At 70.6% G+C, this 26122-nt stretch carries 29 protein-coding genes, 1 tRNA gene and 1 riboswitch; of the genes, 14 read left to right on the top strand and 16 right to left on the bottom strand.

Annotation, left to right across the window (positions count from 1 at the left end; translation table 11 throughout):
- Positions 1 to 132 precede the first annotated feature (132 nt).
- Both V6U88_RS16430 and V6U88_RS16435 read left to right on the top strand, forming a co-directional pair.
- Entirely contained in the window at positions 133 to 1122 is a 990-nt protein-coding gene (locus tag V6U88_RS16430; protein ID WP_334453925.1) for a C40 family peptidase, read from the top strand.
- 145 nt (positions 1123 to 1267) lie between these two features.
- Positions 1268 to 1404, top strand: a riboswitch (cyclic di-AMP (ydaO/yuaA leader).
- A gap of 12 nt (positions 1405 to 1416) precedes the next feature.
- The gene (locus V6U88_RS16435; RefSeq protein ID WP_334453926.1) at positions 1417 to 2457 is read left to right on the top strand and encodes a C40 family peptidase; all 1041 of its coding nucleotides are present in this window, start codon (positions 1417 to 1419) and stop codon (positions 2455 to 2457) included.
- A 42-nt stretch (positions 2458 to 2499) separates the two neighbouring features.
- Here the strand turns inward: V6U88_RS16435 and dcd are convergent, their stop codons facing one another.
- Positions 2500 to 3078, bottom strand: a complete 579-nt coding sequence (dcd, locus tag V6U88_RS16440; RefSeq protein WP_091100187.1) for a dCTP deaminase — start codon at positions 3076 to 3078, stop codon at positions 2500 to 2502.
- Between the two features lie 78 nt (positions 3079 to 3156).
- On the opposite strand from dcd, the gene V6U88_RS16445 reads away from it, so the two are divergent.
- Positions 3157 to 3723, top strand: coding sequence for a pyridoxamine 5'-phosphate oxidase family protein (locus V6U88_RS16445; RefSeq protein ID WP_334453931.1), 567 nt, complete (start codon positions 3157 to 3159; stop codon positions 3721 to 3723).
- Positions 3724 to 3787: 64 nt separating this feature from the next.
- Here the strand turns inward: V6U88_RS16445 and V6U88_RS16450 are convergent, their stop codons facing one another.
- The gene (locus V6U88_RS16450) at positions 3788 to 4774 is read right to left on the bottom strand and encodes a zinc metalloprotease (protein WP_334453932.1); all 987 of its coding nucleotides are present in this window, start codon (positions 4772 to 4774) and stop codon (positions 3788 to 3790) included.
- Between the two features lie 237 nt (positions 4775 to 5011).
- Between V6U88_RS16450 and V6U88_RS16455 the strand changes: the two genes are divergently transcribed.
- Positions 5012 to 5085: transfer RNA gene (locus tag V6U88_RS16455), tRNA-Gly, on the top strand.
- 89 nt (positions 5086 to 5174) lie between these two features.
- Here the strand turns inward: V6U88_RS16455 and V6U88_RS16460 are convergent.
- From V6U88_RS16460 to V6U88_RS16485, 6 genes are all read right to left on the bottom strand, one after another.
- Complete coding sequence (locus tag V6U88_RS16460) at positions 5175 to 5714, bottom strand: site-specific integrase (RefSeq protein ID WP_334453934.1); 540 nt, start codon at positions 5712 to 5714, stop codon at positions 5175 to 5177.
- 434 nt (positions 5715 to 6148) lie between these two features.
- Entirely contained in the window at positions 6149 to 6685 is a 537-nt protein-coding gene (locus tag V6U88_RS16465) for a hypothetical protein (RefSeq protein ID WP_334453936.1), read from the bottom strand.
- Positions 6686 to 6912: 227 nt separating this feature from the next.
- Complete coding sequence (locus tag V6U88_RS16470) at positions 6913 to 7485, bottom strand: hypothetical protein (RefSeq protein ID WP_334453938.1); 573 nt, start codon at positions 7483 to 7485, stop codon at positions 6913 to 6915.
- Between the two features lie 288 nt (positions 7486 to 7773).
- The gene (locus V6U88_RS16475; protein ID WP_334453940.1) at positions 7774 to 8856 is read right to left on the bottom strand and encodes a hypothetical protein; all 1083 of its coding nucleotides are present in this window, start codon (positions 8854 to 8856) and stop codon (positions 7774 to 7776) included.
- Entirely contained in the window at positions 8853 to 9350 is a 498-nt protein-coding gene (locus tag V6U88_RS16480) for a SigE family RNA polymerase sigma factor (RefSeq protein ID WP_334453942.1), read from the bottom strand. Before V6U88_RS16480 ends, V6U88_RS16475 begins: the two co-directional genes overlap by 4 nt.
- 213 nt (positions 9351 to 9563) lie before the next feature.
- On the bottom strand, positions 9564 to 10529 hold the full coding sequence (locus tag V6U88_RS16485; protein WP_334453944.1) for a hypothetical protein: 966 nt from the start codon (positions 10527 to 10529) through the stop codon (positions 9564 to 9566).
- 674 nt (positions 10530 to 11203) lie between these two features.
- Here V6U88_RS16485 and V6U88_RS16490 point away from each other — a divergent pair.
- A complete protein-coding gene (locus V6U88_RS16490) occupies positions 11204 to 12658 on the top strand; it encodes an MFS transporter (protein WP_334453945.1) in 1455 nt (484 codons plus the stop codon).
- Positions 12659 to 12802: 144 nt separating this feature from the next.
- Here the strand turns inward: V6U88_RS16490 and V6U88_RS16495 are convergent, their stop codons facing one another.
- Positions 12803 to 13327, bottom strand: coding sequence for a GNAT family N-acetyltransferase (locus tag V6U88_RS16495; RefSeq protein WP_334453947.1), 525 nt, complete (start codon positions 13325 to 13327; stop codon positions 12803 to 12805).
- A gap of 139 nt (positions 13328 to 13466) precedes the next feature.
- Between V6U88_RS16495 and V6U88_RS16500 the strand changes: the two genes are divergently transcribed.
- Positions 13467 to 13847, top strand: a complete 381-nt coding sequence (locus tag V6U88_RS16500) for a VOC family protein (RefSeq protein WP_334453989.1) — start codon at positions 13467 to 13469, stop codon at positions 13845 to 13847.
- A 42-nt stretch (positions 13848 to 13889) separates the two neighbouring features.
- Here the strand turns inward: V6U88_RS16500 and V6U88_RS16505 are convergent, their stop codons facing one another.
- Positions 13890 to 14276, bottom strand: a complete 387-nt coding sequence (locus tag V6U88_RS16505; RefSeq protein WP_334453949.1) for a VOC family protein — start codon at positions 14274 to 14276, stop codon at positions 13890 to 13892.
- Complete coding sequence (locus V6U88_RS16510; RefSeq protein ID WP_334453950.1) at positions 14273 to 14638, bottom strand: DUF1801 domain-containing protein; 366 nt, start codon at positions 14636 to 14638, stop codon at positions 14273 to 14275. Before V6U88_RS16510 ends, V6U88_RS16505 begins: the two co-directional genes overlap by 4 nt.
- Positions 14639 to 14754: 116 nt before the next feature.
- Between V6U88_RS16510 and V6U88_RS16515 the strand changes: the two genes are divergently transcribed.
- Positions 14755 to 15642 (top strand): LysR family transcriptional regulator, encoded by an 888-nt coding sequence (locus V6U88_RS16515; protein ID WP_334453952.1) that lies wholly within the window; start codon positions 14755 to 14757, stop codon positions 15640 to 15642.
- Positions 15643 to 15659: 17 nt separating this feature from the next.
- The gene (locus tag V6U88_RS16520) at positions 15660 to 16226 is read left to right on the top strand and encodes an NUDIX hydrolase (RefSeq protein WP_334453954.1); all 567 of its coding nucleotides are present in this window, start codon (positions 15660 to 15662) and stop codon (positions 16224 to 16226) included.
- 9 nt (positions 16227 to 16235) lie between these two features.
- Here V6U88_RS16520 and V6U88_RS16525 read toward each other — a convergent pair whose 3' ends face one another.
- Together V6U88_RS16525 and V6U88_RS16530 are read right to left on the bottom strand one after the other, a co-directional pair.
- Positions 16236 to 17339, bottom strand: coding sequence for a hypothetical protein (locus V6U88_RS16525; protein ID WP_334453955.1), 1104 nt, complete (start codon positions 17337 to 17339; stop codon positions 16236 to 16238).
- A gap of 84 nt (positions 17340 to 17423) precedes the next feature.
- Entirely contained in the window at positions 17424 to 17738 is a 315-nt protein-coding gene (locus V6U88_RS16530) for a PadR family transcriptional regulator (protein WP_334453991.1), read from the bottom strand.
- 93 nt (positions 17739 to 17831) lie between these two features.
- Here V6U88_RS16530 and V6U88_RS16535 point away from each other — a divergent pair, with 93 nt between their 5' ends.
- Positions 17832 to 18713, top strand: a complete 882-nt coding sequence (locus V6U88_RS16535) for an LLM class flavin-dependent oxidoreductase (protein WP_334453957.1) — start codon at positions 17832 to 17834, stop codon at positions 18711 to 18713.
- 18 nt (positions 18714 to 18731) lie between these two features.
- Here V6U88_RS16535 and V6U88_RS16540 read toward each other — a convergent pair whose 3' ends face one another.
- Positions 18732 to 19160: an ASCH domain-containing protein gene (locus V6U88_RS16540; RefSeq protein ID WP_334453959.1), complete on the bottom strand. Its 429-nt coding sequence runs from the start codon at positions 19158 to 19160 to the stop codon at positions 18732 to 18734.
- Between the two features lie 109 nt (positions 19161 to 19269).
- On the opposite strand from V6U88_RS16540, the gene V6U88_RS16545 reads away from it, so the two are divergent.
- Entirely contained in the window at positions 19270 to 19710 is a 441-nt protein-coding gene (locus V6U88_RS16545; protein ID WP_334453961.1) for a hypothetical protein, read from the top strand.
- A 129-nt stretch (positions 19711 to 19839) separates the two neighbouring features.
- Complete coding sequence (locus V6U88_RS16550; protein ID WP_334453963.1) at positions 19840 to 20376, top strand: alpha/beta hydrolase; 537 nt, start codon at positions 19840 to 19842, stop codon at positions 20374 to 20376.
- On the opposite strand, the gene V6U88_RS16555 is transcribed toward V6U88_RS16550, so the two are convergent.
- Complete coding sequence (locus tag V6U88_RS16555; protein ID WP_334453965.1) at positions 20364 to 21395, bottom strand: questin oxidase family protein; 1032 nt, start codon at positions 21393 to 21395, stop codon at positions 20364 to 20366. The two genes, V6U88_RS16550 and V6U88_RS16555, sit on opposite strands and share 13 nt — an antisense overlap.
- 33 nt (positions 21396 to 21428) lie before the next feature.
- The gene (locus V6U88_RS16560; protein ID WP_334453966.1) at positions 21429 to 21980 is read right to left on the bottom strand and encodes a phosphoribosyltransferase; all 552 of its coding nucleotides are present in this window, start codon (positions 21978 to 21980) and stop codon (positions 21429 to 21431) included.
- 185 nt (positions 21981 to 22165) lie between these two features.
- Here V6U88_RS16560 and V6U88_RS16565 point away from each other — a divergent pair, with 185 nt between their 5' ends.
- The 3 genes from V6U88_RS16565 (at position 22166) to V6U88_RS16575 (ending at position 26032) form a co-directional block, all read left to right on the top strand.
- On the top strand, positions 22166 to 22798 hold the full coding sequence (locus V6U88_RS16565) for a septal ring lytic transglycosylase RlpA family protein (protein ID WP_334453968.1): 633 nt from the start codon (positions 22166 to 22168) through the stop codon (positions 22796 to 22798).
- Positions 22799 to 22886: 88 nt separating this feature from the next.
- On the top strand, positions 22887 to 24014 hold the full coding sequence (locus V6U88_RS16570; RefSeq protein WP_334453969.1) for a PP2C family protein-serine/threonine phosphatase: 1128 nt from the start codon (positions 22887 to 22889) through the stop codon (positions 24012 to 24014).
- 161 nt (positions 24015 to 24175) lie between these two features.
- Entirely contained in the window at positions 24176 to 26032 is a 1857-nt protein-coding gene (locus V6U88_RS16575; protein ID WP_334453970.1) for an acyl-CoA dehydrogenase, read from the top strand.
- Positions 26033 to 26122 lie beyond the last annotated feature (90 nt).

Below are 26122 nucleotides of genomic sequence, written 5' to 3' on the forward strand. Positions count from 1 at the left end.
ATGAGCCGTCTTGAATTCGACCCGCCGCTTCCCTAATGTGGGGCACCGACCGCTGTGGGTCGTCTGCCTCGGTCTTCCCCTCAGCGAGGCGCCCGGCGGTCGGTCGCTAAGGAGTCGGCGCCGGTGGCAACCATGCCCCCTCATCGTCACGCCCAAGGTCGCCCGTCCGGTCTGCGACGGGTCGCCCGCCGCCTGCTCACACTCGTCGCCGCCGTCGTCGTCGGCGCCGGGATGTTCGCCGTGCCGGCGCACGCCGCGCCCACGCCGGAGGAGATCGAGGCGGCGATCGACAAGCAGTGGGAACAGCTCGAGCCGACCATCGAGCAGTACAACAAGGTCCGCGCGCAGCTGAAGGTCAACCGCAAGAAGTCGGCGGAGCTGGAGAAGAAGATCCAGCCGCTGGCCCTGCAGACCGAGCTGGCCATGAACCGGGTCGGTGACCTCGCCTCCCGCTACTACATGACGGGCCCCTCGCAGGACGTCAGTGCGCTGCTGGTCAGCGTGAAGCCGGGCACCCTGACCGAGCAGCTGACCATCCTGGACCGTCTCGCCTCGCAGGAGCGCAAGGAGCTCCAGGTCGTCATCGACGCCCGGAAGAAGTACGACGGCGAGAAGCAGAAGCTCGACGCGCTGATCGCGGCGGAGGTCAAGCAGGAGAAGGAGCTGGCCGCCAAGAAGTCGCAGATCAACGCCGAGATCAAGCGACTGCAGGCGTCGATGCCGAAGACGGTCGTCAAGGTGGCCGGCTGCCCGACCGTCAAGGGCGTGGTGAGCACCGCCGCGCAGACCGCCATCCGGGTGGCCTGCCAGCAGGTCGGTGACCCGTACGTCTGGGGTGCCGACGGTCCGGACTCCTTCGACTGCTCCGGCCTCACCCAGTACGCCTACAAGGCCGCCGGCATCTACCTGACCCACCACACCGGCGCCCAGTGGAACGAGGGCAAGTCCATCCCGCGCTCCGAGGCCCGCCCCGGTGACCTGGTCTTCTTCTTCAGCGACCTGCACCACGTCGGCCTCTATCTCGGCAGCGGGCTGATGGTCCACGCGCCCCGGACCGGCAAGCCGGTCCAGGTGACCAGCATCGACTACATGCCGGTCGCCGGTTTCCGACGACCGAACTGACCCGAGCCGCCGCGAACCCCCGGTCACCCGACCGGGGGTTCCGCGTATCCGGAGGCCACGCGGCATGGCGGGTTGCGGATCGATAACGGTCGTCTACTCTGGTCCTTCGTCGGCCGTCGACAGGTCCGCCCAACCCGGGCGGCAGCGACCGGCACCGCCGAGTCGCCTCCGGGCGAGCCGGGGACCCAGGTACGCCGGGGTGAATCCGCAGCCACTGCGGTAGGGCGCTCCCTTCCCGCCCGAACCCGTCAGCTAACCCGGTAGGCGGTAACGGAAGAAGGAGCCCGGAGCCCGGTGGCACACCATGCCCCGCGGCCACCGTCGTACCGGTCGACCCAGGTCGCCCGGCGGACGGCTGCGCCGCGCCCACGCTGGTCCCGCTTCACCACCATCCTGGCCGCCCTGGCCGGCGCCGCCGTCGTCCTGACCGGTGGCCCCACGGCGGCCCACGCCGACCCCTCGGTCGCCGAGATCGAGCGGCAGATCGACCAGGACTGGAACAGGCTCGAACCGATCATCGAGCAGCACAACGCCGCCCGTCAGGACCTGGCCGCCAAGCGTCGGCAGGCCGACGCGCTGGCCAGGCGGATCGAGCCGCTGCAACTCCAGGTCGACCTCGCGATGAACCAGGTCAGCGGCCTGGCCGCCGAGGCGTACAAGGGAGAGAACGTCTCCGCCGTCAACGCCCTGCTGGGCAGCGCTTCCCCCGCCGAGCTGGTGGACCAGCTCGAACTGCTGGACCGGTTCGCCGAGCGGCAGCAGCGCGACGTTCGGATCGTCAAAGACCTGCGTGACAGGCTGGCCGCGGAGAAGGCACCGCTGGACGAGATGGTCGCCCAGCTGACCCGCACCGAGGCCCAGCTGGCCGCGAAGAAGAAGCAGATCAACGCCGAGATCGACCGGCTGCAGAAGCTGCGGCTCAAGGTCTACGGCAACGGTGGCGGCGGCAAGCTGCGCCCGGCCCCGTGCCCGGCCGGCTACCCCGGCGGCCCGGCCGGGACGGCGGTCAAGTTCGCCTGCGCCCAGATCGGCAAGCCGTACGTCTGGGGCGCCGAGGGCCCCAACTCGTACGACTGCTCCGGGCTGATGCTCGCGGCCTGGGCGAAGGCGGGTGTCTCGCTGCCGCACAACGCACGCCAGCAACGCGGGGTCACCGCCCGGATCGGCCGGGCCGACCTGCGCCCCGGCGACCTGGTCTTCTACTACGCCGACCTGCACCACGTCGGCATGTACGTCGGTGGCGGCTGGGTGGTGCACGCCTCCCAGGCGGGCCAGCCGGTCAAGATGAAGCGGGTCGACAACGGGCCGGTCCACAGCTACGGCCGGCCACGCTGAGCGTTCGCCGGGCTCCCGGGGTGCCGGGGGCCCGGCGCGGCGTCAGCGGGTGGGCCAGGTACGCCAGTGCTGCCAGGAGCGGCTCGGGGTCGGCCCGCGCTGGCCCTGGTAGCGGGACCCGTAGACGGCGGAGCCGTACGGGTGCTCGGCTGGGGACGAGAGCCGGAAGATGCAGAGCTGGCCGATCTTCATCCCGGGCCAGAGCGTGATCGGCAGGTTCGCCACGTTCGACAGCTCCAGCGTCACGTGACCGGAGAAGCCCGGGTCGATGAAGCCGGCGGTGGAGTGGGTGAGCAGGCCGAGCCGGCCCAGGCTGGACTTGCCCTCCAGGCGGCCGGCGAGCTGGTCGCCGAGCGAGATCACCTCCAGCGTGGAGGCGAGCACGAACTCACCCGGGTGCAGCACGAACGGCTCGCCCTCGGGGACCTCCACCATCGAGGTGAGATCGTCCTGCTGGATCGCCGGGTCGATGTGGGTGTACAGGTGGTTGTTGAAGACCCGGAAGAGCTTGTCGAGCCGCACGTCGATGCTGGACGGCTGCACCAGCGTGGGCTCGAAGGGCTCCAGCGCGAGGGTGCCCGCCTTGATCTCGGAGACCAGGTCGCGGTCGGAGAGCAGCATCGGCACACCATATCGAGCGGACCGGGTGACCTGCGTGTCGGACTACGCGTTCGTACACGTGTTCGATAGGATGTCCGTATGGCTTCCTGGTCCGAATTCGCCGCTGACGAGCCCCGACTCGCCGACGGGATCCGCCTTCTCATGCAGCAGTACGGGCCGGGCTTCGGCTACCTGGCCACCGTCCGCGCCGACGGTGGGCCCCGGGTGCACCCTGTCTGCCCGGTGATCACGGACGAGGGTCTGTTCTGCTTCGTCGTCGACTCGCCCAAGCGGCGCGACCTCGAACGCGACGGGCGGTACGCGTTGCACTCGTTCCCGCCGGAGGAGACCGACGACGAGGCGTACGTCGCCGGGCGCGCGCAACCGGTCACCGACCCGGCCCAGGTCGCGCGGGTGGCCCGCCTCGGCCGGGCGGCGCCCCAGGTCGACTGGCGACTCTTCGAGTTCAGCGTCGACGTGGCGATGCTGACCCGCCGCGACCAGGGCGGGCTCGATCAATTCGGCGAGGGCCAGGGCTCCTCCGCCGTCCAGGTCTGGCTCGATCCGGTCGCCGCCCACCGCGGCGGCGACGCCGCCGGCGTACCCGATCGGCGGCCGGCCCGCCGCGGCCGCCACGGGTTCGACACCCGCCGCCCCGCCGCCTGACGTACGAAGACGCCGGTGCCGGCCCCGTCCTGCGACGGAGCCGGCACCGGCGTCTGCTGGGAAGTTACGCCGCGCGGTACGCGTTCCACGCGGTCAGCATGCGGCTCGCCTGACCAGCGGTGAACTGGTACATGCACGAGTCGTAGGTGTAGTCCATGAAGTTGGTGATCGGGTCCACGCCGGCCGTGGTGCAGGTGTCCCGCCCGGTCGGGCACTGGAACGCCGGCGAGGCCTCGGCCGGGGTGTCGCTGACGCTGTCACCCGAGCCGGAGCAACCACCCTGGAAGGTGTGGTAGAGGTTCAGCCAGTGGCCGACCTCGTGGGTGCCGGTGTCGCCCTGGTTGTAGTTGGCGGCGGTGCCGCCGGGCAGCGACTCGCTGAGCACGACCACGCCGTCCATGCTGTTCAGCTTCCGCTGCGGGAAGGTCGCCCAGCCGAGCAGGTCGTCGCTCAGCTCGCCCAGGTAGACGTTGAGCGTGTTCTTGCCGCCCTCGCGCAGCGAGGTCTTCATCGACCGCTCCGCCGTGGAACCCTGCACGATCGGGTACCAGGACGGGTTGGTCACCCGGTTGATCTTCTGAAGCTGGAAGCCGAAGGCCGTGGCCGCGCCACCGGTGGCGCCGCTGTAGGCCTGGTTCAGCACGTTGATCTGCGAGGTGATCATCGAGTCCGGGATGTTGCCGCCGGCGCGGGTGGCGTCGCGCTGGATGACGTGCACCACGACCGGAATGGTGACGGTGGCCAGCGGGGCGGCGGCCTGGGCGCCGGCCCGGAAGCTCGCCCGCTCGCGCAGCGCGGTGGCGAGGTCCGCCTCGCGCTCACGCACCTGCTTGGCGGTCAGTTCGTTGGGCTCGTGCTTGGCGATTCCGCCCTTCTTGATCCGGGCGTCCGAGTGCACGTCGGCCGGCTCGACGCAGGCTTCCGGCGGGGCGGCGGAGAAGGCGGAAGCAGCGGGTACGACGCCCACCGCAGCGGTGCTGAGCAGCAGCGCGAGGGTCGTCGACGCGACGCCGGCGGTACGCCGGGTCAGCAGGTTGGGACGGAGTCCCATGGGCCCACCTCTTTCTGGCGGCGCGACAGGGGGTATGTCGCACCGTGGTCGAGAACGTGGGGGTGACGTTACAACCGATCGACAGATTTGAGAACGAGCATATGTTGCCACTGTGAAACTTTTTGCTTCTCGTCAATACGTAGCGCTCAAGATCGATTACGGGGCAGCGGGGCTTCGGGCGCGCCAGGGGTACCTGGGTGCACGGCGGCGGTCAACTCGGGTACAGTGGTGCCGCCTGCGGGTGTAGTTCAATGGCAGAACATCAGCTTCCCAAGCTGACAGTGCGGGTTCGATTCCCGTCACCCGCTCCACGCGAAAGGCCCTGGTCAGGACGCAAGTCCAAGCCAGGGCCTTCGACGTTGCTGCGGCCGGCAGCGCCCGGCGGGCCATCCACGGGCCACTAGCCACGCTTTTTGCCCGCCTTCTTGCCCTTGGCCTTCGGCTTGGCCGACGTGCCAGTCGCCGCTCTCTTGGCCTTCTTGCGCTCCGCCTTGACCGCGTCGCTCACCGCCTGGGCGATGGCCCGGTCCGCCTCTGATGTGGCGTGTTGGTAGATCATGGCCGCCTGGGACGAGTCGTGGCCCATCCGCGCCATCAGTTCCCGAGTGCTCGCCCCGGTCCTCGCCGCGATCGTGTTGCCGGTATGCCGCAGATCGTGGAAGTGCAGACCCGCCACCCCGAGCTTGCCGATCGCCGCCGGCACCGACACGGCGCGCAGACCAGCACGCGACTTCGGCGGACCGAGGATCAGCCCGAAGCCGCGCACTTCGGTGAACGTCTGCCGAACGCGGATCACCCCAGCGTCAGCGTCGATGTCCTGCCGTTGCAGCGCGGACACCTCACCCCAGCGCAGACACGCGAACGTGGTCACCAAGATCAGGGCGCGGTAGCGCTCGTCCACCAGCTCCGCGAGCTTGAGTACTTGGGCCAGCGTCAGCACGGGCCGCTCCGCCGCCTTCTCCTAATCTGCACCCGGAATCCGGCATGGCGGTCGTGGGGACGGCTCGACTTGAAAGAATGGAGACGCTTGAGCTTGAAAAGGCTTGGGAGAGCTACGGCCATACGATGGGGATCACTCGTAGCGAGCTCGACAGCTACTTATCGGGAAGCGCGGTCGCATGCTGGCTCTTCTTGGTGGACCCGTCTCCCCTGGGGTCTCCGCTTCCGCTGAGCGACTTGAGGAGTAGTCGGAAGTTCCATCCGCCACAGAGCTACCGATATGTAGCGGAGTCTGACCCGACGGCTATTCGCGAGCTGGCGATGCAGGGAGCGTGGCCAAAGGCAGCATCGACGAGGCCACTGCAAATGTCTGGTCCACCACATGCTTGACGGATCCGTCCCAGGACGTGCTTGACGGTTGGCCTAGAGGATCGATCACAAGCTCGGCGGTGTGCTTGACGCAGCGAACGTTTTCACGGCCTGGAGCAGGCGGTCGAGGAAGGTAGACAGGTCCGGGGCGGCTACGTCGAAGCGCGGGTCTTCTGAGGTGTAGATGCCGTCGAGGACGAGGTCGGGTGGGAGTCGGTAGACGGGCGATCCGGCAGGCGTCGCTAGCGCGTACTGCGTGCCGCCGCCATCGCTGGCGAATACGACAACGTCGGCGTCGTGGCGGCCACGTACGTGCCAGAGGTCCCGTGCCTCGTGGGCTTGGGTTACGTGGGAGGCCGTGTGCAGGAAGAATCCGTTGCCGATGTCCGGTAGGTCGACGGCACCGACTGCCGCGTACAGGCTTACGAGGGCAGTGGGGATGGCGGGACGGACAGCAGCGATCAGCGCAGTAGCGGTCGTGTCCGGCTCACTGACGGCATTTCCGCCAGGTGGGTACCCGTAGCGGTCTTCGAAGTCGAGCACCGCAGAGGCGACTGCCTTCCGCAGATCCTCGCGCCAGATCACCAGCCGGTCAGAATCCACGCATCACCTCCGGTCGCAACCGACGAGCCGCGGGCCGACTTCACACGCTCACAGCCAGCGGTGTCAAGCATGTGGTGGGACGCGACTGTCAAGCGTGTCCCGCAATAGGACATCCGGCCGACGGTCACAGACTGCCGAATTGCGCTCTATCAGATCAAGGCGGCCCGCAAGCGGGCCGCGCCCGGCGAGGAGATCCGCTTCAGTGCTTGGCCTTGGTCTGTTACGCGTCAGCCCACCGTGCCTATGCGTGAACACTTGCTCAGAGCATCGCGCTCCCAGTCGCTTCCTACGAGAGCGACGGGGTAGCTGACCTCTCTGCCTTGTTTGTCATCGGTCTCGACTGATAACCCTAGCGGCAGCGGCTCTCGCTGGAGGCGTGCGACCGAGCACTCGAACCACAGCTCGACCGCGAGCTGACCGGTGCTGCCAGGGGGTAACAGCCGGGGCGATCCGATGCTGCGTATCACGACGCCCGGCCTCTCTGCTTGAACCCCACGAACGGTGACCGGCTCGGGGCCGGCGTTGGCCAACGCCAAATACCCGGACAGTTTGACGGATCCCTCGGAGGCCGCGCTTCCAGAGTCGGCCGATTGAGGGAAGGCCACGAGTGCGACCACGGCGTTCCGCTCCCGCTGATCACGCGAGTCTCGCAGTTGACTGACACCGAAACCGCCAAGCACAACGCCGACCACGAAGGCGGCGACGAGCCGCAGGGTCATTTTCTGTCTGACCACGAGGCGGTCATGGGCGGTGGTACCCGACTTCGCCGACTGGTGATTGTGCTCGTCCAGGTCGATCACTGCATGCTCCGCAACATGGGCGTCAGCCTAGGGTCTCTTCAATCAGCAGGTCGCCCGGCCGTAGAGCCGCCCGTACAGCCAAGGCCATCCGCAGACGCAGACCAAGCCCGACAACGACGGACAGGCTGACCAGGCGTGCAAAGCCGGACCAACCACCCCTGATGTTCTTCTAACCGAAAGGCCAGCATGGGCCATCCGTGGGCCAGTAACCGTGGCGCGCAGTGGGCACGAGCGGGCATGAGACGCAACCGGACCGGCCGCCGCCCGCAGGCGTTTCGGGCGTGATAGTCAGCCTTGGGCTGATGAGTTTTGCCATTGCGAGCGCAGCTCAGCCAGCCAGGGGCCGGTGGCGTGCTGCGCGGTGACGGTGATCGTGACGTTGTCACCGTCCTTCACGGACTGCAGCTCGGGTATGCAGAACCCTTGATCGTTCCGCTTGACTTGGCAGCTGGCGTTGGGGCCGTTACCGGAGTAGTCGTAGACCTCTCCGGCGAGCACGCTCACGCCATTGACGGAGACGCGGTAGATGCCGGGCGTCTGCGGGATTACCGTGAAGTCGTAACCCCGATGCCACGGCATGGTGATGCTGAGTGCTTTGTTGGGATCTGCCGGATCGCTGTGGAGGACCTTGGTGCCGGGCTCGCTTGCCATGCCGTCCGGCTGTGGCGGCTTCAGCTTGGTAGGCCGGGGTGGCAGGGGGTACTGGGTGAACGGCACCTTCTCGGCCACGGCGAAGTGCAGGGTGCCCTGCGTCGGGATCGTCGGCAGCCGACGCCCATCGCCCTGGGCGCCGGTGACCGTGTATGTCACCGTTACCGTGTCGCCGACGCTCGCTCCCACCCCACGGGGCTCTGATCCCGCCGGGTCCTGGTGCAGCTCCGAATTGCATCCCATCGAGCTGGAGGCGGGTTCGTCATCGATCGAAATCTCGGCGTCGAGTGTGCGCTTGCCCGATAGGCCGGGGCAGTAGCTGAAGAATTGGACGTCCGTCGAGTTGACCGTCCAGCTGAGCTGCACCTTCTTTGAGCTCACTGGCGCCGTGCCGACGGCAACTACCCGGTAACCGCGGGCGTATTCGGCGAACGGCCCGATCTTGCGGCCCGCCACTGGTTTCGGAAAAGCTGATGCGCTGGCCGGCCCCGCTGACGGGGTCGTCGAACCAGCGGTAGAAGCCGAGGGCTGAGTCGGCTCCCCGCCGAGAATGACGGTGGAGGACCCCACCGCTGCCACCGCTGCCACCGCTGCCACCGCCCCCGCCGCCGCGCGCCTGCGCCGCCGTACGCTGATCTTGCGCTGGACCTCGGCCAGTCGTCCATTCGAGGGCATGCCGTGAGCCGAGCGCTCATCCATCAGGTCCTTGAGGTCGATCACTGGTGCAATGCCTCCAACGTCAGCGACTCGTCCAGTCGCAGCTTCTCCAGTCCCCTTTTGGCCTGGCTCTTGACGGTGCCCACCGAGATGCTCATCGCGTCCGCGATCTGCGCCTCGGTCATGTCTTCGAAGTAGCGCAGCACCAGCACCGCCCGCTGTCGGCGGGGCAGCCTCCCGAGCGCCTGCCACACCTCGTCCCGCTTGTCCACCCGCGAGACATGGTCGACCGCCGCTCGCTCCGGCAGCTGCGACGTCGGCTGCTCAACGCGGCGCCATCTGCGCCGCCACCACGAGGCGTAAACGTTCACGAGGATCCGGCGCACATACGGCTCTGGGTCGCCGTCGATTCGCCCCCACGCGCTCCATGCGCGGACCAGGGCCGTTTGCAGCAGATCCTCTGCCTGCGCCCAGTCATGGGTGAGTAGATAGGCGGTGCGCTGAAGACGGGGTGACCGTGTCGTCACGAACTCAGCGAACGTGTCGCTTGATGCCACCGGCTCTCCTTCGAATGGGGGTCACCGGCTACTACCCGACCGACGCTCCTGAAGGTTGCTCCACCCGCAAACTGCTCGACGGACGCATCGTCCAGGACACGAGTCGCTGACCCGAGCGATCCTGCCTGTACAGCCATCCGTACAGCCAAGCCGGTCGACTGACCCCGACGAGGAGATCCTCCAGGACGGCAGCGTCCGTGTTCTGCCCACCGGTCAGCCGCGGATCAGGGCGACGACCCGGGCGAGTTCGTCCGGGGTCACGCGGGCATCGAGGAGGGTCGCGATGCCGCCGAGGTTCCACTCCCGGATCTGGTGGACGTCTTGACCGGTCGCCCGCAGGTGCTCCTCAACGGCCCAGTACCGGTCGACCCGTTCGGCCAACGCGGCCCGCTCGGCGGCGAGGTCGATGCCGGGCACGGTGAGCGTTCCACCGCATGCGGCGACGTGCCGGGCGAGGTCATCGCCCCACAGCTCCAGCTCCCAGCCCGGCCACAGCTCGGACCATTCCTCGGCCAGCCCGGCCAACGGCCGGATACTCCACAGCCCGGCCCGGCGCCGCGCAACGTCGAGGTGCAACCCCGCCGTCGCAAGCGTCGAGCACGCAGTGACGAGGTCGCGCACGTCAAGCCGGTCCAGCAGGCGCGGGCCGAGGCGCCACGGCGGGCAAGACTCGAACGGCAGGGCGTACGGACGGCACCCGACAGCGTCGGCCACGCTGACGAGGAACTCCACCGGCCCGTCCGGCCGCTCACCGCGGTCCGGGTACAGGCCATCCCACCACGTGCTCTCGTTGCGCACCTGGTCCCGGCTCTCCCCCAGGTACGCCATCAGGTCACCGATCCCGTCGTACGCCCAGCGCACCGTCCACCCGTCCCAGGTGCGCCGGTACCCGTCGAGCAACCCCGCACGGTAGGCGTACCTCCGGTCGAGTGGGAACTGCCCCAGCTCGGTGAAGAGCAGCAGGTGCCGCGCGTCGACGTCGATGAGCACGGCGCCTTCGCACCCCAGGTCGTCGAACCAGAAATCGTGCCGGTAGTCGTCGAGTTGCGCGAGCCAGCGCAGCGTGATGTCAGGCCCGGCAGCGAAGTGGTAGTCGAGCCCGTAGCCGGCGCCACCGCCCTGCGCGAACCGTTCGAATCGGCCGTCCTGAACAAGCACGTAGTTCACCCGACTGCCCATGGCGGCTGATACTAGGGATCCGGGGTGGCTCGGGTCATCCACGGGCCCAAGGCGGTGTCACGAGGGTGAGATCAGGCCACCGGGGATCATGGCGATGACGGGAAACGCCTTTTCCTGATCCGAATTCAACCTCGGTCTTAAAGACAACCGACCGAGTTGACATCCCCTCTGAGACGATGCAGAGGCGGGGCGGCCATATCCTGCCCTGCTGCGACATCTCGATGTTGATAGACAGTTTGCGGTTAGATTGCCAGCCAGGACCGTAGAGGGGCCTGGTGTCCCTCCCTCCCGGATCGCGTCGGCTGTCGGTCCACCAGGGTGTTCCCGGATCTGTGACGGCGGCCATGCGGTCATTACTTGCTTGTGCAAGCAAGTGCTGGCAGGATTCCTCAGGTCGACGGTCGGACGACGCGACCCCAGGGCCGCGCCTCACTCAATCGGCGGCGTGCGCCAACTTGCGCGATACCTCTGGCGTGGGCTGAATCCGCTCGATGAGCCCTTGCTGGAGCAGGCCGTCGTCTGCCCGGCTAATTGCCAGAGCTGGACGGATGGAGGCTCAGCAACTTCATCAAAGCAATCTGTTGATTGCATGACAGGTCCCATCGATCGCGGTTCGCGACGCCGTCCAGCAAGTCGTGTACACGATCCCAAAATCGCCCCGCGCGGAGACACGCATGAAGCGTTCCGGTTCTTTCTCGGTCATAGTTGCCGTACTTTCCGTCGCCAGCCTGCTGTCGGCACTGGTGCAGACGCTGGTCATCCCGCTCATCCCGAGCTTTCCCGCACTTCTGCACGCCTCGCCCACCGATGCGTCGTGGGTCGTCGCCATCACGCTCCTGACCGGTGCGATCATCACTCCGGTCAGCGGGCGCCTCGGTGACCTTTTCGGCAAACGGCGGGCCCTGCTGCTGACGCTCGCCGTGATGACCATCGGCTCGGTCATCTCCGCTCTCACGAGTTCGCTGTGGCTGATGGTGATCGGCCGTGGCCTGCAGGGCTGTGCGATCGGGGTGGTCCCGCTCGCCCTGGGCCTCTTCCGGGACCAACTTCCACCTCATCGAATGGGCGGGGCGATCGCGATCCTGACCGCGACGCTCGGCCTCGGCGGCGCGGCCGGGATCCCCCTGGCCGGCCTGGTCGCCGAGCACTTCGACTGGCACGTGCTGTTCTGGGGAGCGGCTGCGCTGGGCCTGCTCTGTGCCCTCCTGACCGCGCTGTTGGTGCCGGAGTCGCCGCAGCGCACCGAGGGACGCTTCGACGTCCTCGGCACCATCGGGCTGACCGTGGGGCTGATCGGCCTGCTGCTGCCGATCGTCAATGGCGGGCAGTGGGGATGGAGTGACACCCGCACGCTCGGCCTTGGCGCGGCGGCCGTCGCCATCCTGATCGCCTGGGGCTGGCACCAGTTGCGCACTCCCTCTCCCCTTGTCGACCTGCGGCTCTCCGCGCGGCGGCCGGTGCTGATGACCAACCTGGCAACCGTCGCGGTCGGCTTCGCGATCTACACCATGCTCGTCGTGTTTCCGCAGATCTTGCAGGCACCCTCCGCTACGGGCCATGGATTCGGTCAGAGCCTGGTGCAAGCGGGGCTCGTCATCCTGCCGAACGGGGTGGTGGCGCTGCTGCTGACTCCGCTCTCGGCCCGCCTGGTCGCCCGCTACGGGGCCCGGCTGACCATGATGGTGGGAGCGATCGTCATCGCCGCCGGCTATGTTCTCGTCACGCTGCGGATGAACAGCGTCATCGACTTCATCATCGCCTCGGGCATCATCGGAGCCGGTGTCGGCATGTCAGCCACTGCCACGTCGAAGCTGATCACCGATGCGGTCCCGGTGACCGAGACGTCCTCGGCCAACGGAGTGAACATCCTGACGCGCTCGCTCGGAGGCACCGCCGCGAGCGCGGTCACGAGCGTGATCCTGGCACAGAGCACGGTCATGGTCGGCGCGGCGGCGCTGCCCTCGGCAGAGGCGTTTCGGACCACGTTCGTCGCCGCGGCCGCCGCGGCAGTCGTCGGCCTTCTCCTCACGGCGCTGGTCCCGACCCGTACGCCGAGGCACAGCGGCCTGACAGGCCGGTACTCAAGGCCCATGACCGGCCCTGAGACGGGCCTGCTCGCACAGCGATAGCCGACGACTCGATTTTCGCCACCCGCTCCACCGTGAAGGCCCCGGCGAGGACGACAGTCCGAGCCGGGGCCGTCTTCCCAGGTCGCAGGGTTGTGGGAGGAGTGACGGCGGGAGCTTCCCACCACCGACGCCGACCCTCCGGCGCTAGAGACTGATCCAGTAACGCCGCGCGGCACCGAGTTCGGTCTCCCTGATGTCCTCGAGGACCCCGCCGTGGTGCTCGATCGTCTTCGCCGAGGCGACGTTGCCCGCCTCGCAGATGACCAGCACCCGGTCCAGGCCGAGCATCCGGGCCTCGTCGAGCATCCGGCCCAGCGCCCAGGTGGCCAGGCCGCGCCGGCGCGCGGAGGGCCGGATGCCGTAGCCGACATGGCCGGCGACCCGGAGCAGGAAGTCGTTCAGCTCGTGCCGCAGCGCGATCCCGCCGAGCACCCGGCCGTCCTCGACGATCCATCGGTACGTGCAGCGCACCCGCCCGGCATCCAGCGGCTTCGCCGGATCCGCCTCGTCGGTCAAGCGGGCCACCCAGGCCGCGAAGCCGGTGGGCGAGTCGACCTCATCGGAGGGCAACAGTCCGAAGCCGTCCTCGTGGACGCCGGGACCCCACTCGTCGCGCGCCTCCAGCCAGGCGGCGTGCAGGCGGACGGTGGGCGCGACCAGTTCCGGCATGCGGCGACGATAGCGGCCCGGATGCGGGCCTGCCCTGGAGCGGCCGAGCCGACGTGACGGACGCCGGCGGCAAGTGCCGCGGCCACCCTCACGCCGGGCGCCACACGTGCCCACCCGCTGCTACCGTCGGCCGGTGTCGATGTTCCGGGCCCCGCAGGTCGTCCTCTTCAGCGCGGACGTCCCGCGTGCCGCCGCGTTCTACACGCGACTGGGTTTCGCGGAGACGTTCCGGGTGCCGACCGAGGGCGAGCCGATCCATGTCGACCTGGTGCTCGACGGCTACCGGATCGGTATCGCCTCGGTCGCGTCCACCCGGGACGACCACGGGCTCGATCCGGTGCCCGAGGGGCAGCGAGCCGCCGTGGTCCTCTGGACCGACGACAGCGCCGCCGCCTGGTCCCGGTTGACCGCCGATGGCGCTCCCGCCCTCGCCGCGCCCCACACCTGGCTCGACCGCCTTTTGATCGCCTGGACCGCCGACCCGGACGGCAACCCGATCCAGATCGTCCAGCACCTCTGAGCGCTGCCCCGCCGCCAGGCAGCGCCCGCTGGCCGACGTCGGTCAATCCTGCGGGTACCAGCGCAGCTCGACCACGTTGCCGTCCGGGTCGCGGACGTACACCGACGTGGCCGAGCCCCGCGCGCCGAACCGGCCCACCGGTCCCTCCACCACGTCGAGGTCGCCGGAGGCGATCACCTCCGCCCAGTCGAGCGGCGCGACCACCAGGCAGAAGTGGTCGACGTTCGACTCGCCCCGCTGACCGTGCACCAGGTCGATGATCGTCCCGGCGTCGACGCGTACCGAGGGGAAGGGCACCTGGCCGGCCCGCCACTCGTCGACGCGTACCGGGGCCAGGCCGAGTGGTCCGCAGTAGAACGCCAGCGCCCGCTCGACGTCGGCGACGGTGAGCACCAGATGGTCGAAGCCGGTCACCCGCACGCTGGTCACGCCGCCACCTCCCGGGCGTACGCCTGGCGCAGCCAGTCGCCGAACAGGGCCGGGTCGACCTCGTCGGCGGCGCGCAGCTTCACCGACGCCATCGACCGGGCACCCGGCAGCAGCCGGCCGGACGGGTCGTCGACCTCCTGTCCGTGCCACAGCCCGAAGGTCAGGTACGACCCGTACGCCTTGACCAGGCAGATCGGGTCCCGCCCCGGCCGGTCCCCGCGGCCCCAGACCGGGTGGCCGTGCCACATTGCGCCGGTGGCGCCGGGGAGCGCCGCCTCGATGACCGGCCGCAGCTTCGCGCCGATCTCCCGCAGCGGCTCGTCGAGCCCGGTGAGGTAGTCGGTGACGGTGGTCGTGCTCATCGTGCGCTCCTTGGTCAGGGAACCGTTGTGCCTCTCAGCCTGGTCGGAGCGGGGAACGCGACCAAGCCGCGATCGGACTACGATCGTTGAGCCGGATTCAACGATGGGAGCCCGGGTTGCTGGAGCGGCACGAGGTCGAGACCTTCCTGACCCTCGCCGAGGAGCTGCACTTCGGGCGGACCGCCGAGCGGCTGCGGGTCACCACCGGGCGGATCAGCCACGTGGTGAAGAAGCTGGAGCGGCGGATCGGCGCCCCGCTGTTCGAGCGCACCAGCCGGGTCGTCCGCCTCACCCCGATCGGTCGCCGGCTCGCCGACGACCTGCGACCGCACGTCGCCGGGCTGGAGGACGCCGTACGGCGGGCCGTCGAGGCCGGGCGTGGCGTCACCGGTGAGCTGCGGGTGGCCTTCCTCGGCGAGTGGACCGCGCCGGTGCTGCTCCGCGTGGTGAACCTGTTCTGGGAGCGGCACCCCGACTGCGAGGTGCACGTCCACGAGGCTCAGCTCTCCAGTTCCCGGTCCAGCCTGGTGGACGGCTCCATCGACGTGCTCATCGCCTCGTACCCCTTCGACGGCATGGCGAACGGCCCGGCGCTGCTGTCGGAGGCCCGAATGCTGGCGGTGGCGGCCGGGCATCCGCTGGCGGGCGCAAGGTCGGTCTCCCTGGAGGCCCTCGCCGACCACCCGGTGGTGCAGTACCCGGCGGTGACCTCGGCGGAGTTCAAGCGCGACCGCACCCCGGACCGCACGCCGTCCGGCCGTCCGGTGCCGAAGGGCCCGGCGGGTAACACCTTCTCGGAGATGCTGTCGCTGGTGGCGATGGGCCGCGGCGTGCTGCCGGTCGGCGAGCAGACCCGGCGGTACCACCCGCGCCCCGACATCACCTACGTGCCGATTCGCGACGCGCCGCCCATCCAGCGCGGCCCGGTCTGGCTGGAGACCAACACCACCGAGCGGGTACGCGAATTCGTCCGCGCGGCGGCGGACACCGCGCAGCGGCGGTGACTGGCAGGATGCCCGGCATGCGGGTGCTGGCGGAGATCCGGGCGCTGGTCGAGTCGATCGCGCCGCTCGACGAGCTGGAGTCGGCGCACCGCGCGCAGTGCCTGGACTGGCTCGCGGCGACCGACGACGTCTTCCGCCGGGCGAAGCCCCGTACCCCGTCGCCGCACCTGGTCGCGTACTTCCTGTTGCGCGACCCCGCCGACGGCGGCGTCCTCCTGGTCGACCACCGCAAGGCCGGGCGGTGGCTGCCCACCGGCGGTCACGTCGAGCCCGGGGAACACCCGGCGCAGACGGTACGCCGGGAGGTGGTCGAGGAACTGGGCGTGCCGGCGGTCTTCGCGCCGGAGCCCGGTGAGCGCCCGCTCTTCGTCACCGTCACGCCGACGGTCGGCCCGCCCGAGGACCGGCACGTCGACGTCAGCCTCTGGTACGTGCTGGCGGGCCGCCGGGACCAGCCGCTCACCCCCGACCCGGGGGAGTTCCGCGCCGTGCGGTGGTGGACGCCGGCCGAGGTGGCCGCGGCGGACCGGGCCACCCTCGACCCGCACCTGCCCCGGATGATGACCAAGCTGGCGGCGGGCTGACCGGAGGGCTCAGCCGCTGGCGAGCGTCGACACCCGGTCGGCGTCCCGCCGGGGCAGCAGGGCCAGGGCGATCCCGAGCAGCGCGCTCACCGCGCCGACCAGGAAGAACAGCGAGAAGGTCGGCTGGCCCAGCCACTCCCAGAGCGGATGCCACTGGGGGTGCGGCTCGGCCCGGTGGTGGCTCACCACCGACGGCACGGCGAACAGGGTCGGCAGCCACCACAGCAGCAGCGTCGTCCCGAAGAGGACCTTCACCACCGCCCGGGCCGGGTGGGAGGCTTCGGTGCGTCGGCTGGCCCAGCCGAGGACCAGCCAACCGGCCAGCGCGCCGAGCAGCCCGCCGCCGACGGCGGCCGGGAGGACCAGCGGCGGCGTGGTGCGCCGCAGGGCGATCGACAGGTACGGGTACTCGGGCTCCGACCGCGAGTTGACCGTGACCGTGAGAAGGGTGTCCCCCCGGCTGGCGTCGAGGGTGGTGTAGGTGACCGGCACGATGGAGGCGCAGAGCTTGTCGGCGCAGTCGTCGAAGGTCTCCGCCGCCGTCTGGTCGAGGTGCCAGCCGGCTTCCCGGAGCCGACGCTGCGCCACCGCGACCGTCTGCTCGGCCGGGACCGGTGGCGGACCGGCGGCCCACGCGTTGCTGGCGGTCTGCTGGTACTCCCCGCCGTCGCCGAGGAGCAGGTTGTCCAGCGCCTGCAGGGTCAGCGGCTGGGTGTAGTACCCGAAGAACGTCGATGGTGTGGTCACCTCGTCCGGTTCGCGGTCGGGCAGCACGGTCCGGAAGATCGCACCGGTCTCGGCGCGGCCCGGCAGCGGTCGGGCGGTCTCCCAGGCGACCCGGGCGGCCAGCGCCGCGCTGAAGAGTCCGCAGACGACGGCGGCCAGCGCCGCCCAGGCGACGACCGTGCGGCTGGCCGGTCGGCCGAGCCGGCAGCGCATCCCGTTGCGGAGCAGGTCGGCGGCCTCCCGCAGCCGTGGCCTGGTCCGGCCGGGCGGTGCGGTGTCGAGCAGCAGGGCGACCAGCTCCTCGCCGCGCTCCCGGCGGTAGGCGCGCGGGTAGCAGCACAGCAGGCGGCGGTAGCGGCGGGCGAGCGGGTCGCCGGTCGGTGCCATGGCCTTCCCTCCTGGGGCTCGGTCTCGCCTCGGGTGGTGCGGAACGCGCTCCCGCCGGCTGGCGGGAGGCGGAGATGTGGCGGTTCAGGCGGGGCGGAACGCGCGCAGCCGGGCCTCGGCGGCGGTGGCGAGCTGGCGCAGCCGGGTGGCCTCGGCCTTGAGGGCGGCGTGCCCCTCGGAGGTGAGGCGGAAGTAGCGGCGTCGCCGACCGTCCACGGTCTCCTCCCGGTCGGGCTCCACCAGGCCCTCGGCGGTGAGCCGGTCCAGCGCGGTGTAGAGGGTGCCGGGGAGCAGGGTCACCCGTTGCTCGGACAGGGCGGCGACGTCCTGGACGATGCCGTAGCCGTGCCGGGGACCGCCGGCGAGCGCGGTGAGGATCAGGAAGGTCGGTTCACGCATCGCGGCCACGCGGCGGATCATATACAGATGATCGATATATGAACAGACCGTGTCGGGGTGGCCGGGGCCGCGTCGGGCCGTACCCTGGCGATCATGCGGATTGGCATCGTGATCCTTCCCGATCAGCGCTGGTCGGAGTCGCAGCGCCGCTGGCGCCAGGCGGACGAGTGGGGCTTCGACCACGCCTGGACCTACGACCACCTGGGCTGGCGCGACCTGGTCGACGGCCCCTGGTTCGACTCCATGGCCACCCTGACCGCCGCCGCGACGGTGACCTCCCGGATCCGGCTCGGCACGCTGGTCGCCTCGCCGAACTTCCGGCACCCGGCCGCCTTCGCCCGGCAGGTCACCGCCCTCGACGACGTCTCCGCCGGCCGGGTGCTGCTCGGCCTCGGGGCGGGCGGCATCGGCTTCGACTCGGCGGTGCTGGGCGGCGAGACCCTGCCGCCCCGGCAGCGGGTGGACCGCTTCGCCGAGTTCACCGAGCTGCTCGACCTGGTGCTGCGGGAGGACGGCACCACCTGGCGGGGCGACTGGTTCGCCGCGGTGGACGCCCGCAACAACCCGGGCTGCGTGCAGCAGCCCCGGGTGCCGTTCGTGGTGGCCGCGAACGGTCCCCGGTCGATGCGGCTGGTGGCCCGCTTCGGTCAGGGCTGGGTCACCACCGGCACCGGCGGCGACGACCTGACGAGCTGGTGGGACGGGGTGGGGCAGGTCTGCGCCCGGCTGGACCAGACGCTGGACGCCGCCGGCCGCGACCCGGCCACCCTGGACCGTTACCTGTCGCTGGACGCGGCGCCGGCCTTCTCGCTGAGCAACGCCGACTTCTTCGCCGAGCAGGTGGCCCGGGCGGCGGCGCTCGGCTTCACCGACGTGATCACGCACTGGCCCCGGGCCAGCAGCTGGTACGCCGGCGACGAGGCGGTCCTAGTGGACGTCGCCACCCGCCTGCTGCCCGAGCTGCGCTCGGCCTGAGCGGGGCGCGGGCTCAGCTCAGGTGCTGAGGTCTCCGGTGGCGACCCCGCCGCCGGCGGAGACCAGCCGGAAGCGGAGGCAGACGATCTCGGTGTCGTCGGTGACCGGGGTGCCGGCGCGTGCCCAGTAGGCGGCGTGCCCCGCCCGCCACTCCTCGATCGAGCGGTCACCCTCGCCCTCGGAGCGGGCGAAGGCCCACGGAACATCGGCGAAGCGGACCACCTCGACGCCGGTGATCTGGACGACCCCGGCGAGCGCGTCGGCGTCGTCCACCAGGACGAGCCGTTCGCCGACGTGCTCCAGCTCCTCGCCCTCCTCGGCGTACTCGGTGAGCAGGCCGGCGGTAGCCGTCTTCACACCGGCCAGCACCAGCGTGTTGAGGTTGGTCCGCATCTGCCCTGGGGTGCCGAGGGCGAGCGCGCGGAGTCCACCGATGCGAGGCCACATGTGGCCGAGGGTACTCCCGCGCCGATCACCGATCCCCGCAACGACTTCCCGGCCCGTGCGGATCGTCGGGCCACCCTTCCCGGGCCCGCCGGAGGTTAGTCTCGATCTCGTGGATCACCCCGCACAGAGAATCGTCTCCGACCTTCGTGAAAAGGGGCTTTCCCTCGAGTACGCCGGTGACGGCTGGTTCGCTCTCACCGGCGATTCGTCCACCGGTACACCCGACGCATTCCTCCACCTCACCGACGATGACGTCGAGCGATACCTGCGGGGAATGCGTGCCGAGGACGTCGACGGGGTCTTCGGGCCCGACACGACCCTGGACGACACGCGTCACCGGCTGACCCTCGTCCACCTGGAAGAGAGTCTGCTCAGTCACCTCGCCGGCATCCGGTACGTCGTTCTCGACGGTGCGGAGATCCGTACGTTCGACACGCATTCCTCGCCCGACCTGCCGGCGGGTGACTACCACTGGACGGCCAGACCACGACGTCAGCCCACTGCGTCCACAAACGGTGGTTGTGGTCGATCACGGCGCTTACCGCGGTAATGCCGAGAGGCACGCGAACTGCCCCCGTCGCGGTGACCGGGCGGGGGTGACAATCTCCGCCACGTTGTCGAGGGGCTCCGGAATGCGGGCCGACGGCCTAGGTTGGTAGCCGGTGGAAGGAGATTGACCATGGCGGATCGGCGCGCGGTGCTCATCCCCGGGCGGGGCTACGACACCCGGTACCCGTTGTTCGCGTACACGGGCGAGGCGTTGCGGCGTTTGCGCTTCGACGTCCATGAGATCAGCTGGCAGGTGCCCGAGCGTTTCGCGCCGGACGCCGACGGTCCCGGTGCCGCCGTGGAGTGGGTCGCGGGTCAGGTGGAGCCGACCCTGGCCACGCCGACCGACCTGCTGGTCGGCAAGTCGCTCGGTTCGCTGGCCGCCCCACTCGCCGCCGCGCGCAAGCTGCCCGCGGTATGGCTCACCCCGCTGCTGCACCGGCCCGAGGTGGTCGACGCGCTGGGCCGGGCGGAAGCGCCGTTCCTGCTGGTGGGCGGAACCGCCGATTCCTTGTGGGACGGCGCGGTCGCGCGTCGGCTCACTCCGCACGTGCTGGAGATCCCGGACGCCGATCACTGGCTGCTGGTGCCCGGTCCGCTGGCCCGCTCGGCGGAGGCGCTGGGCCGGGTCTGCACCGTGGTGGAGGAGTTCGTTCAGATCAGCTGACCGGCGTACCCGGCGGCGGCGAGCACCCGTTCGTCGCCGGTCGCCGCGTGCGCGTCGAGCACGGCGTCGGCCAGCTTGACCACGTGCGCGTCGCCGTGGCGGGCGGCCCGGGCGAAGACCTCCGCCGGGGTGCCGGGGGTGATCGCCGGGATCGCCGTGCCGCGCGGCGGGGCGTACACCGCGGTCACCGCCGCCGTGGCCGACCACGCTGCGGTGAGGCTGGGCGCCCAGAGCGCCGGATCGAGCGCCGGCAGGGTCCGCAGCACCGCCGTGGGTGCGGTCACCGCGTGCACCAACATCACCGGGTTCTCGTGCCCGTACCGCAGGTAGTCCAGCGCGGCCCGGTGGACCAGCGCGACCAGCCCCCGCTCCGCGTCGGCGGGCGTCCGGGCCGGGCGCGGCGCCGCCACCGCCCCGTCCCACCCGGGTACGCCCGCCAGCCGCGCCAGCCGGTCCCGGATGCCGCCGGTGCGGTCGTCGAGCCGGGGCACCGAGGCCAGCGCGGTGGCCGCGTCGGGACCGTCCGGGTGGGACGCCGCGTCGAGGCGCAGGCCCGGCACCGGCTGCCAGCGGGCCGCCCAGTAGCCGAGGGCCTGGCCGAGTTCGGCCACCCGGTCCGGGCCGGCTCCACCCTCGTGGAGCGCCCGGACGGCGTGGCCGACCCGGATGACGCCGTGGGTCGCGCCGGCCGCGATGCCGGGCAGCAGCCGGGGCCACCAGGTGCCCAGCACCTCGCGCCAGGGGTGCTCGCGCAGCTCCCGGTCGAAGTGGGCGAGCCAGTCGCCGGCGCGTTTCGGATCACCGAGGGCCTCTCGCCAGTCCTCGATCCGCCGCCGGCCGCGCGGCAGCTCGTCGAGTCGGCGCAGGTAGTCGTCCAGCCAGCGGTGCACGCTGCGGTCGTGGCCGTGCCGGACCAGCGCCTCGACCGCCATCGGTCCGTGGTTGGAGAGCCAGCCCTCGAACTCGGGGCCGGTGCGGTGCAGCCGTCGGTACGCCTCGTCCAGGATGCCGTGGTCCATGCGCCGATCGTCGGACCTGAAGCGCGCTTCAGGTCAAGCGTGCAGCCGGGCGGCGTCGAGCAGCCCGTGCAGGCGGAGTTCCCGGGTCACCTCCGGCGGGCAGTCCCGCACCACGGCCGAGGCGCCGAGCCAGGTGGCGCCCCGGCTCGCGCAGATCTCCCGGATCGCGCGCAGCTGTGCTCCGGTGGCGACCCAGTCGTCCACCGCCAGCACCCGGTCGTCCGGTCCGAGCCGCCGGTCCACCACGGCCAGGTCCACCTGCCGGCCGCGGAAGTCCGACTCGCTCCGCGCCCAGGTGAGCGGCCCGGCCGGCAACCGGCCGTCGCCCGGCTTGTGTGCCGGGACGAACCCCACCCCGAGGGCGGTGGCGGCGAGCGGGCCGAGCATCAGCCCGGTGACGGCCGGGGCCACCACCACGGTCGGCCGGGCGTCGCGGAACGGCGCGACCAGAGCCGGCCCGAGCCCGGCCAGCACCTGCGGGTCGCGCCACCAGCCGGAGACGTCGCTGACCAGGTGGCTGCTGCCCGGCCCCGGATCGACCCAGCGGAACAGCTCGGTCAGCCGTCGGCGCAGCTCATCGGGCATTCGCCCATCCTCACCCAGCGCCGCCACCCGGGAGTCGCTGGCCCGTCCGGCCCCCGCGACCTCGGATGATCGGCTACTCGTATCCCTGTAATTCGGGCCATACCACCATGATCACGTTGACTTCGGAAGTGCTTCTCTCGTTACGGTCCGACCCGATTTGTTCAGCCGACGAAAGGACCGGTCCGGTGGCTGGTAGGCACTCCCGTACCCGCATGTTCTCCTCGCCGGCCGGCATCGCCGCCACCGCCGCCGTGGGCGTCGCGCTCGCCGTCGGCGGCACCGTCGGCGCCGTGCAGCTGACCTCCGGCGAGGCGGCGGCCCCCGTCGTCGCCGACACCGTGCCGGCCGCGGTCAGCCCCAGCGCCACCGCCTCGCCGAGCGCGAGCGCCGCCCCGACCGCCAGCCCGTCGCCGACCGTCACGGCCAGCCCGAAGGCCACCCGGTCCGCCCAGGCGGCCTCGCGCGCCAGGACCCGCACCGCCGCGCCGAAGCCGAGCGCGACGACGAAGAAGGCCGCGCCGAAGGTCACCGTGGTGCAGAGCGGCTCCTGCGGGGCGTCCTTCTACGCCGAGGGCCAGCTGACGGCCAACGGGGAGACCTTCAACCCGAACGCGTTGACCGCCGCGCACAAGACCCTGCCGTTCGACACCCGGGTCCGGGTCACCAACCCGGCCAGCGGCAAGTCGGTGACGGTCCGCATCAACGACCGTGGCCCGTTCATCGAGGGGCGCTGCCTCGACCTGTCCCGGGCCGCGTTCGAGACCATCGCCTCCGCGAGCCTGGGTGAGCTGACCGTCAAGTACGAGGTCCTCGGCTGACGGCGATCGGCCCGTCATGACCGACCGGCCGGTCGGAACACCCTCAATCGAGGGGTCAGGTTCATTCACCGGTCCACGTCCATCAGGCATGCTGTCCCTCGTACGCACGCATGCCTTCCAGTCGGGCCGCGGCCCGCTGAGTCCCGGATCCCGCGCCGGCGTCGGCGCGGCCCTCGGCCTGCTCACGATCATCTCGGTGGCGGAGCTGGGCGACGGGCGGGAGGCGCACTACGTGGCGCTGATGATGGGCGCCCCCCTGCTGGCGGCGGCCTTCGCCTCCTGGCGGGCGGTGCTCGGGATCGGCCTGGTCGCCGTGGTGCTCGGGTCCAGCTTCGCGCTGGCCGAGCCCACCGCGTCGCTGGTCACCGCCGTCGACCTCGCCGGGATCGCCTTCGCCAGCGGGGTCGCGGCGGCGGTGGCGGCGCTGCGGCAGCGGCAGGCCGAGCAGATCGCCGAGCTGTCCAAGCTGGCGTCGGTCGCCCAGCAGGCGGTGCTGCGGCCGCTCGGGCCGCAGGTGGGCACCCTCGCGGTGGCCGCCCGGTACATCTCCTCGACGGCCACCGCCGAGATCGGCGGCGACCTCTACGAGGCCATCGACACCCCGTACGGCGTGCGGATGATCATCGGGGACGTCCGGGGCAAGGGGCTGGACGCCGTCCGGCTGGCGAGCATCGTGCTGGGGTCGTACCGGCACGTCGCGTATGAGCGGGCCGACCTGCGCGCGGTGGTGGCCGACCTGGACCGGGCGGTGGCCCGCAACGTGGGCGACGAGGACTTCGTCACGGCGGCCCTGGTGGAGGAACGGGGCGGCACGCTGACGATCGTCAACTGCGGCCACCCGGCACCGCTGCTGCTGCGCCGGGGCGCGGTGATCCCGCTGGAGCCGCCGGCACCCGCCCCGCCCCTGGGCTTCATGCCGGTGGTCCGGCCCCGGGTGGAACGGCTGGAGCCCGGCGACCGGCTGCTGCTCTTCACCGACGGGCTCGGTGAGGCCCGGCGCGACGGGGAGTTCTTCCCGACCGCCGACCGGGCCTGGCGGCTGCTCGGGCACGGCACGGTCGGCGACGGCCTCGCCTCACTGGAGACCGCGCTCGTGGAGTGGGTGCACGGCCGGCTGGACGACGACATCGCGCTGGTCCTGATGGAGTACACCGGCCCGCGCACCGGCGCGACCGTACCGGTGCCGAGCTGGGAGGTCGGCGCGGCGGAGGCGTGAGTCGCCCGCCCTTCGCCGTCCCGCCGCACGTCCGAACGAGAGCTGAACCACAGGTGTGTAATCGCCGTCACTTCCCGGATCGGCTTGTCGGTGGCTACCGGTGAGTAATACAGTCTGGGTTACTGATCGGTAACACCTGTCCGGAAGCGGGGCCAGCGAGCATGACCCACTACAAGAGCAACCTTCGGGACCTCGAGTTCAACCTGTTCGAGGTCTTCGGGGCGGACCGGACGTTCGGGCAGGAGCCGTACTCGGACCTGGACGTCGACACCGCCCGCAGCTTCCTCTCCGAGGTCGACCGCCTGGCCCGCGAGGACCTCGCGGCCAGCTACACGGACAGCGACCGCAACCCGCCGGTCTTCGACCCGGCCACGCACACCGCGCCGCTGCCGGAGTCGTTCAAGAAGTCGTACCAGGCGTTCATGGACTCCGAGTTCTGGCGGCTGGACCTCCCCGAGGCCCTCGGCGGCACCAACGCCCCGCGGGCGCTCTGGTGGTCGCTGGCCGAGTTGGTGCTGGGCGCCAACGCCCCCATCTGGATGTACGCCTCCGGCCCGTCCTTCGCGCACGTGCTGCACGTCGAGGGCACCGAGCAGCAGAAGAAGTGGGCGCGGCTCTTCATCGACAAGCAGTGGGGCTCCACCATGGTGCTCACCGAGCCGGACGCCGGCTCGGACGTGGGCGCCGGTCGGACCCGGGCGATCCAGCAGCCCGACGGCTCCTGGCACATCGAGGGCGTGAAGCGCTTCATCACCTCCGGTGAGCACGACCTGAGCGACAACATCGTCCACTACGTGCTGGCCCGCCCGGTCGGCGTCGAGGGCGTCGGCGGCCCGGGCACCAAGGGCCTGTCGCTCTTCGTGGTGCCGAAGTACCACTTCGACGAGAACACCGGCGAGCTGGGCGAGCGCAACGGCGTCTACGCCACCAACGTCGAGCACAAGATGGGCCTGAAGGTCTCCAACACCTGCGAGGTGACCTTCGGCGAGCACGGCGTGCCGGCCAAGGGTTGGCTGCTGGGCGAGAAGCACGACGGCATCCGGCAGATGTTCATGATCATCGAGTACGCCCGGATGATGGTCGGCACCAAGGCGATCGCCACCCTCTCCACCGGCTACCTGAACGCCCTGGAGTACGCCAAGAACCGGGTGCAGGGCGCCGACCTGATCCAGCAGGCCGACAAGACCGCTCCGCGGGTGACCATCACCCACCACCCGGACGTGCGCCGCTCGCTGCTGCTGCAGAAGTCCTACGCCGAGGGCCTGCGCGCGCTGGTCTGCTACACCGCCAGCTGGCAGGACAAGGTCGCGATCGCCGAGGCGGCCGGTGACGAGAAGGCCACCAAGCTGGCCAAGCGGGTCAACGACCTGCTCCTCCCGCTGGTCAAGGGCGTCGGCTCGGAGCGCGCGTACGAGCTGCTGGGGCACGAGTCGCTGCAGACCTTCGGCGGCTCCGGCTTCCTCCAGGACTACCCGCTGGAGCAGTACGTCCGCGACGCCAAGATCGACACCCTGTACGAGGGCACCACCGCGATCCAGAGCCTCGACCTGATCTTCCGGAAGATCGTCCGGGACAACGGCAAGGCCCTGATGGCGGTCGCCGGCGAGATCCAGGAGTTCATCGCCACCGAGGCCGGCAACGGCCAGCTCAAGGAGGAGCGGCAGGCGCTGGGCAAGGCGCTCGCCGAGATCCAGAACATCCTCGGCGTAATGACCGGCTGGCTCGCGGAGGCCCAGGGCGGCGACGCCCGCAACCTGTACAAGGTCGGCCTGAGCAGCCGTCGCTTCCTGCTGGCCATCGGCGACCTGGTCGTCGGCTGGCTGCTCCAGAAGCAGGCGGACGTGGCGCTGCGTGCCCTGGCCGGCGAGGTCTCCGCCGCCGACAAGGCGTTCTACACCGGCAAGGTGGCCGCCGCCCGGTTCTTCGCCCGCGAGGTGCTGCCCCGCATCGGCGCCGACCGGCGGATCATCGAGGGCACCGACCTGGAGATCATGGACCTCCCGGAGGAGGCGTTCTGATCCCCTCCGGGGTGATCGGCCCGATCTGACCCCGACGAGCAGCGCACCTGGCGGGCCTTCCTGACCGCCTCCCGCGCGCTGATGGACACC

The organism is Micromonospora sp. CPCC 205739, assembly GCF_036906795.1.
In the GTDB taxonomy this organism is placed as follows: domain Bacteria; phylum Actinomycetota; class Actinomycetes; order Mycobacteriales; family Micromonosporaceae; genus Micromonospora.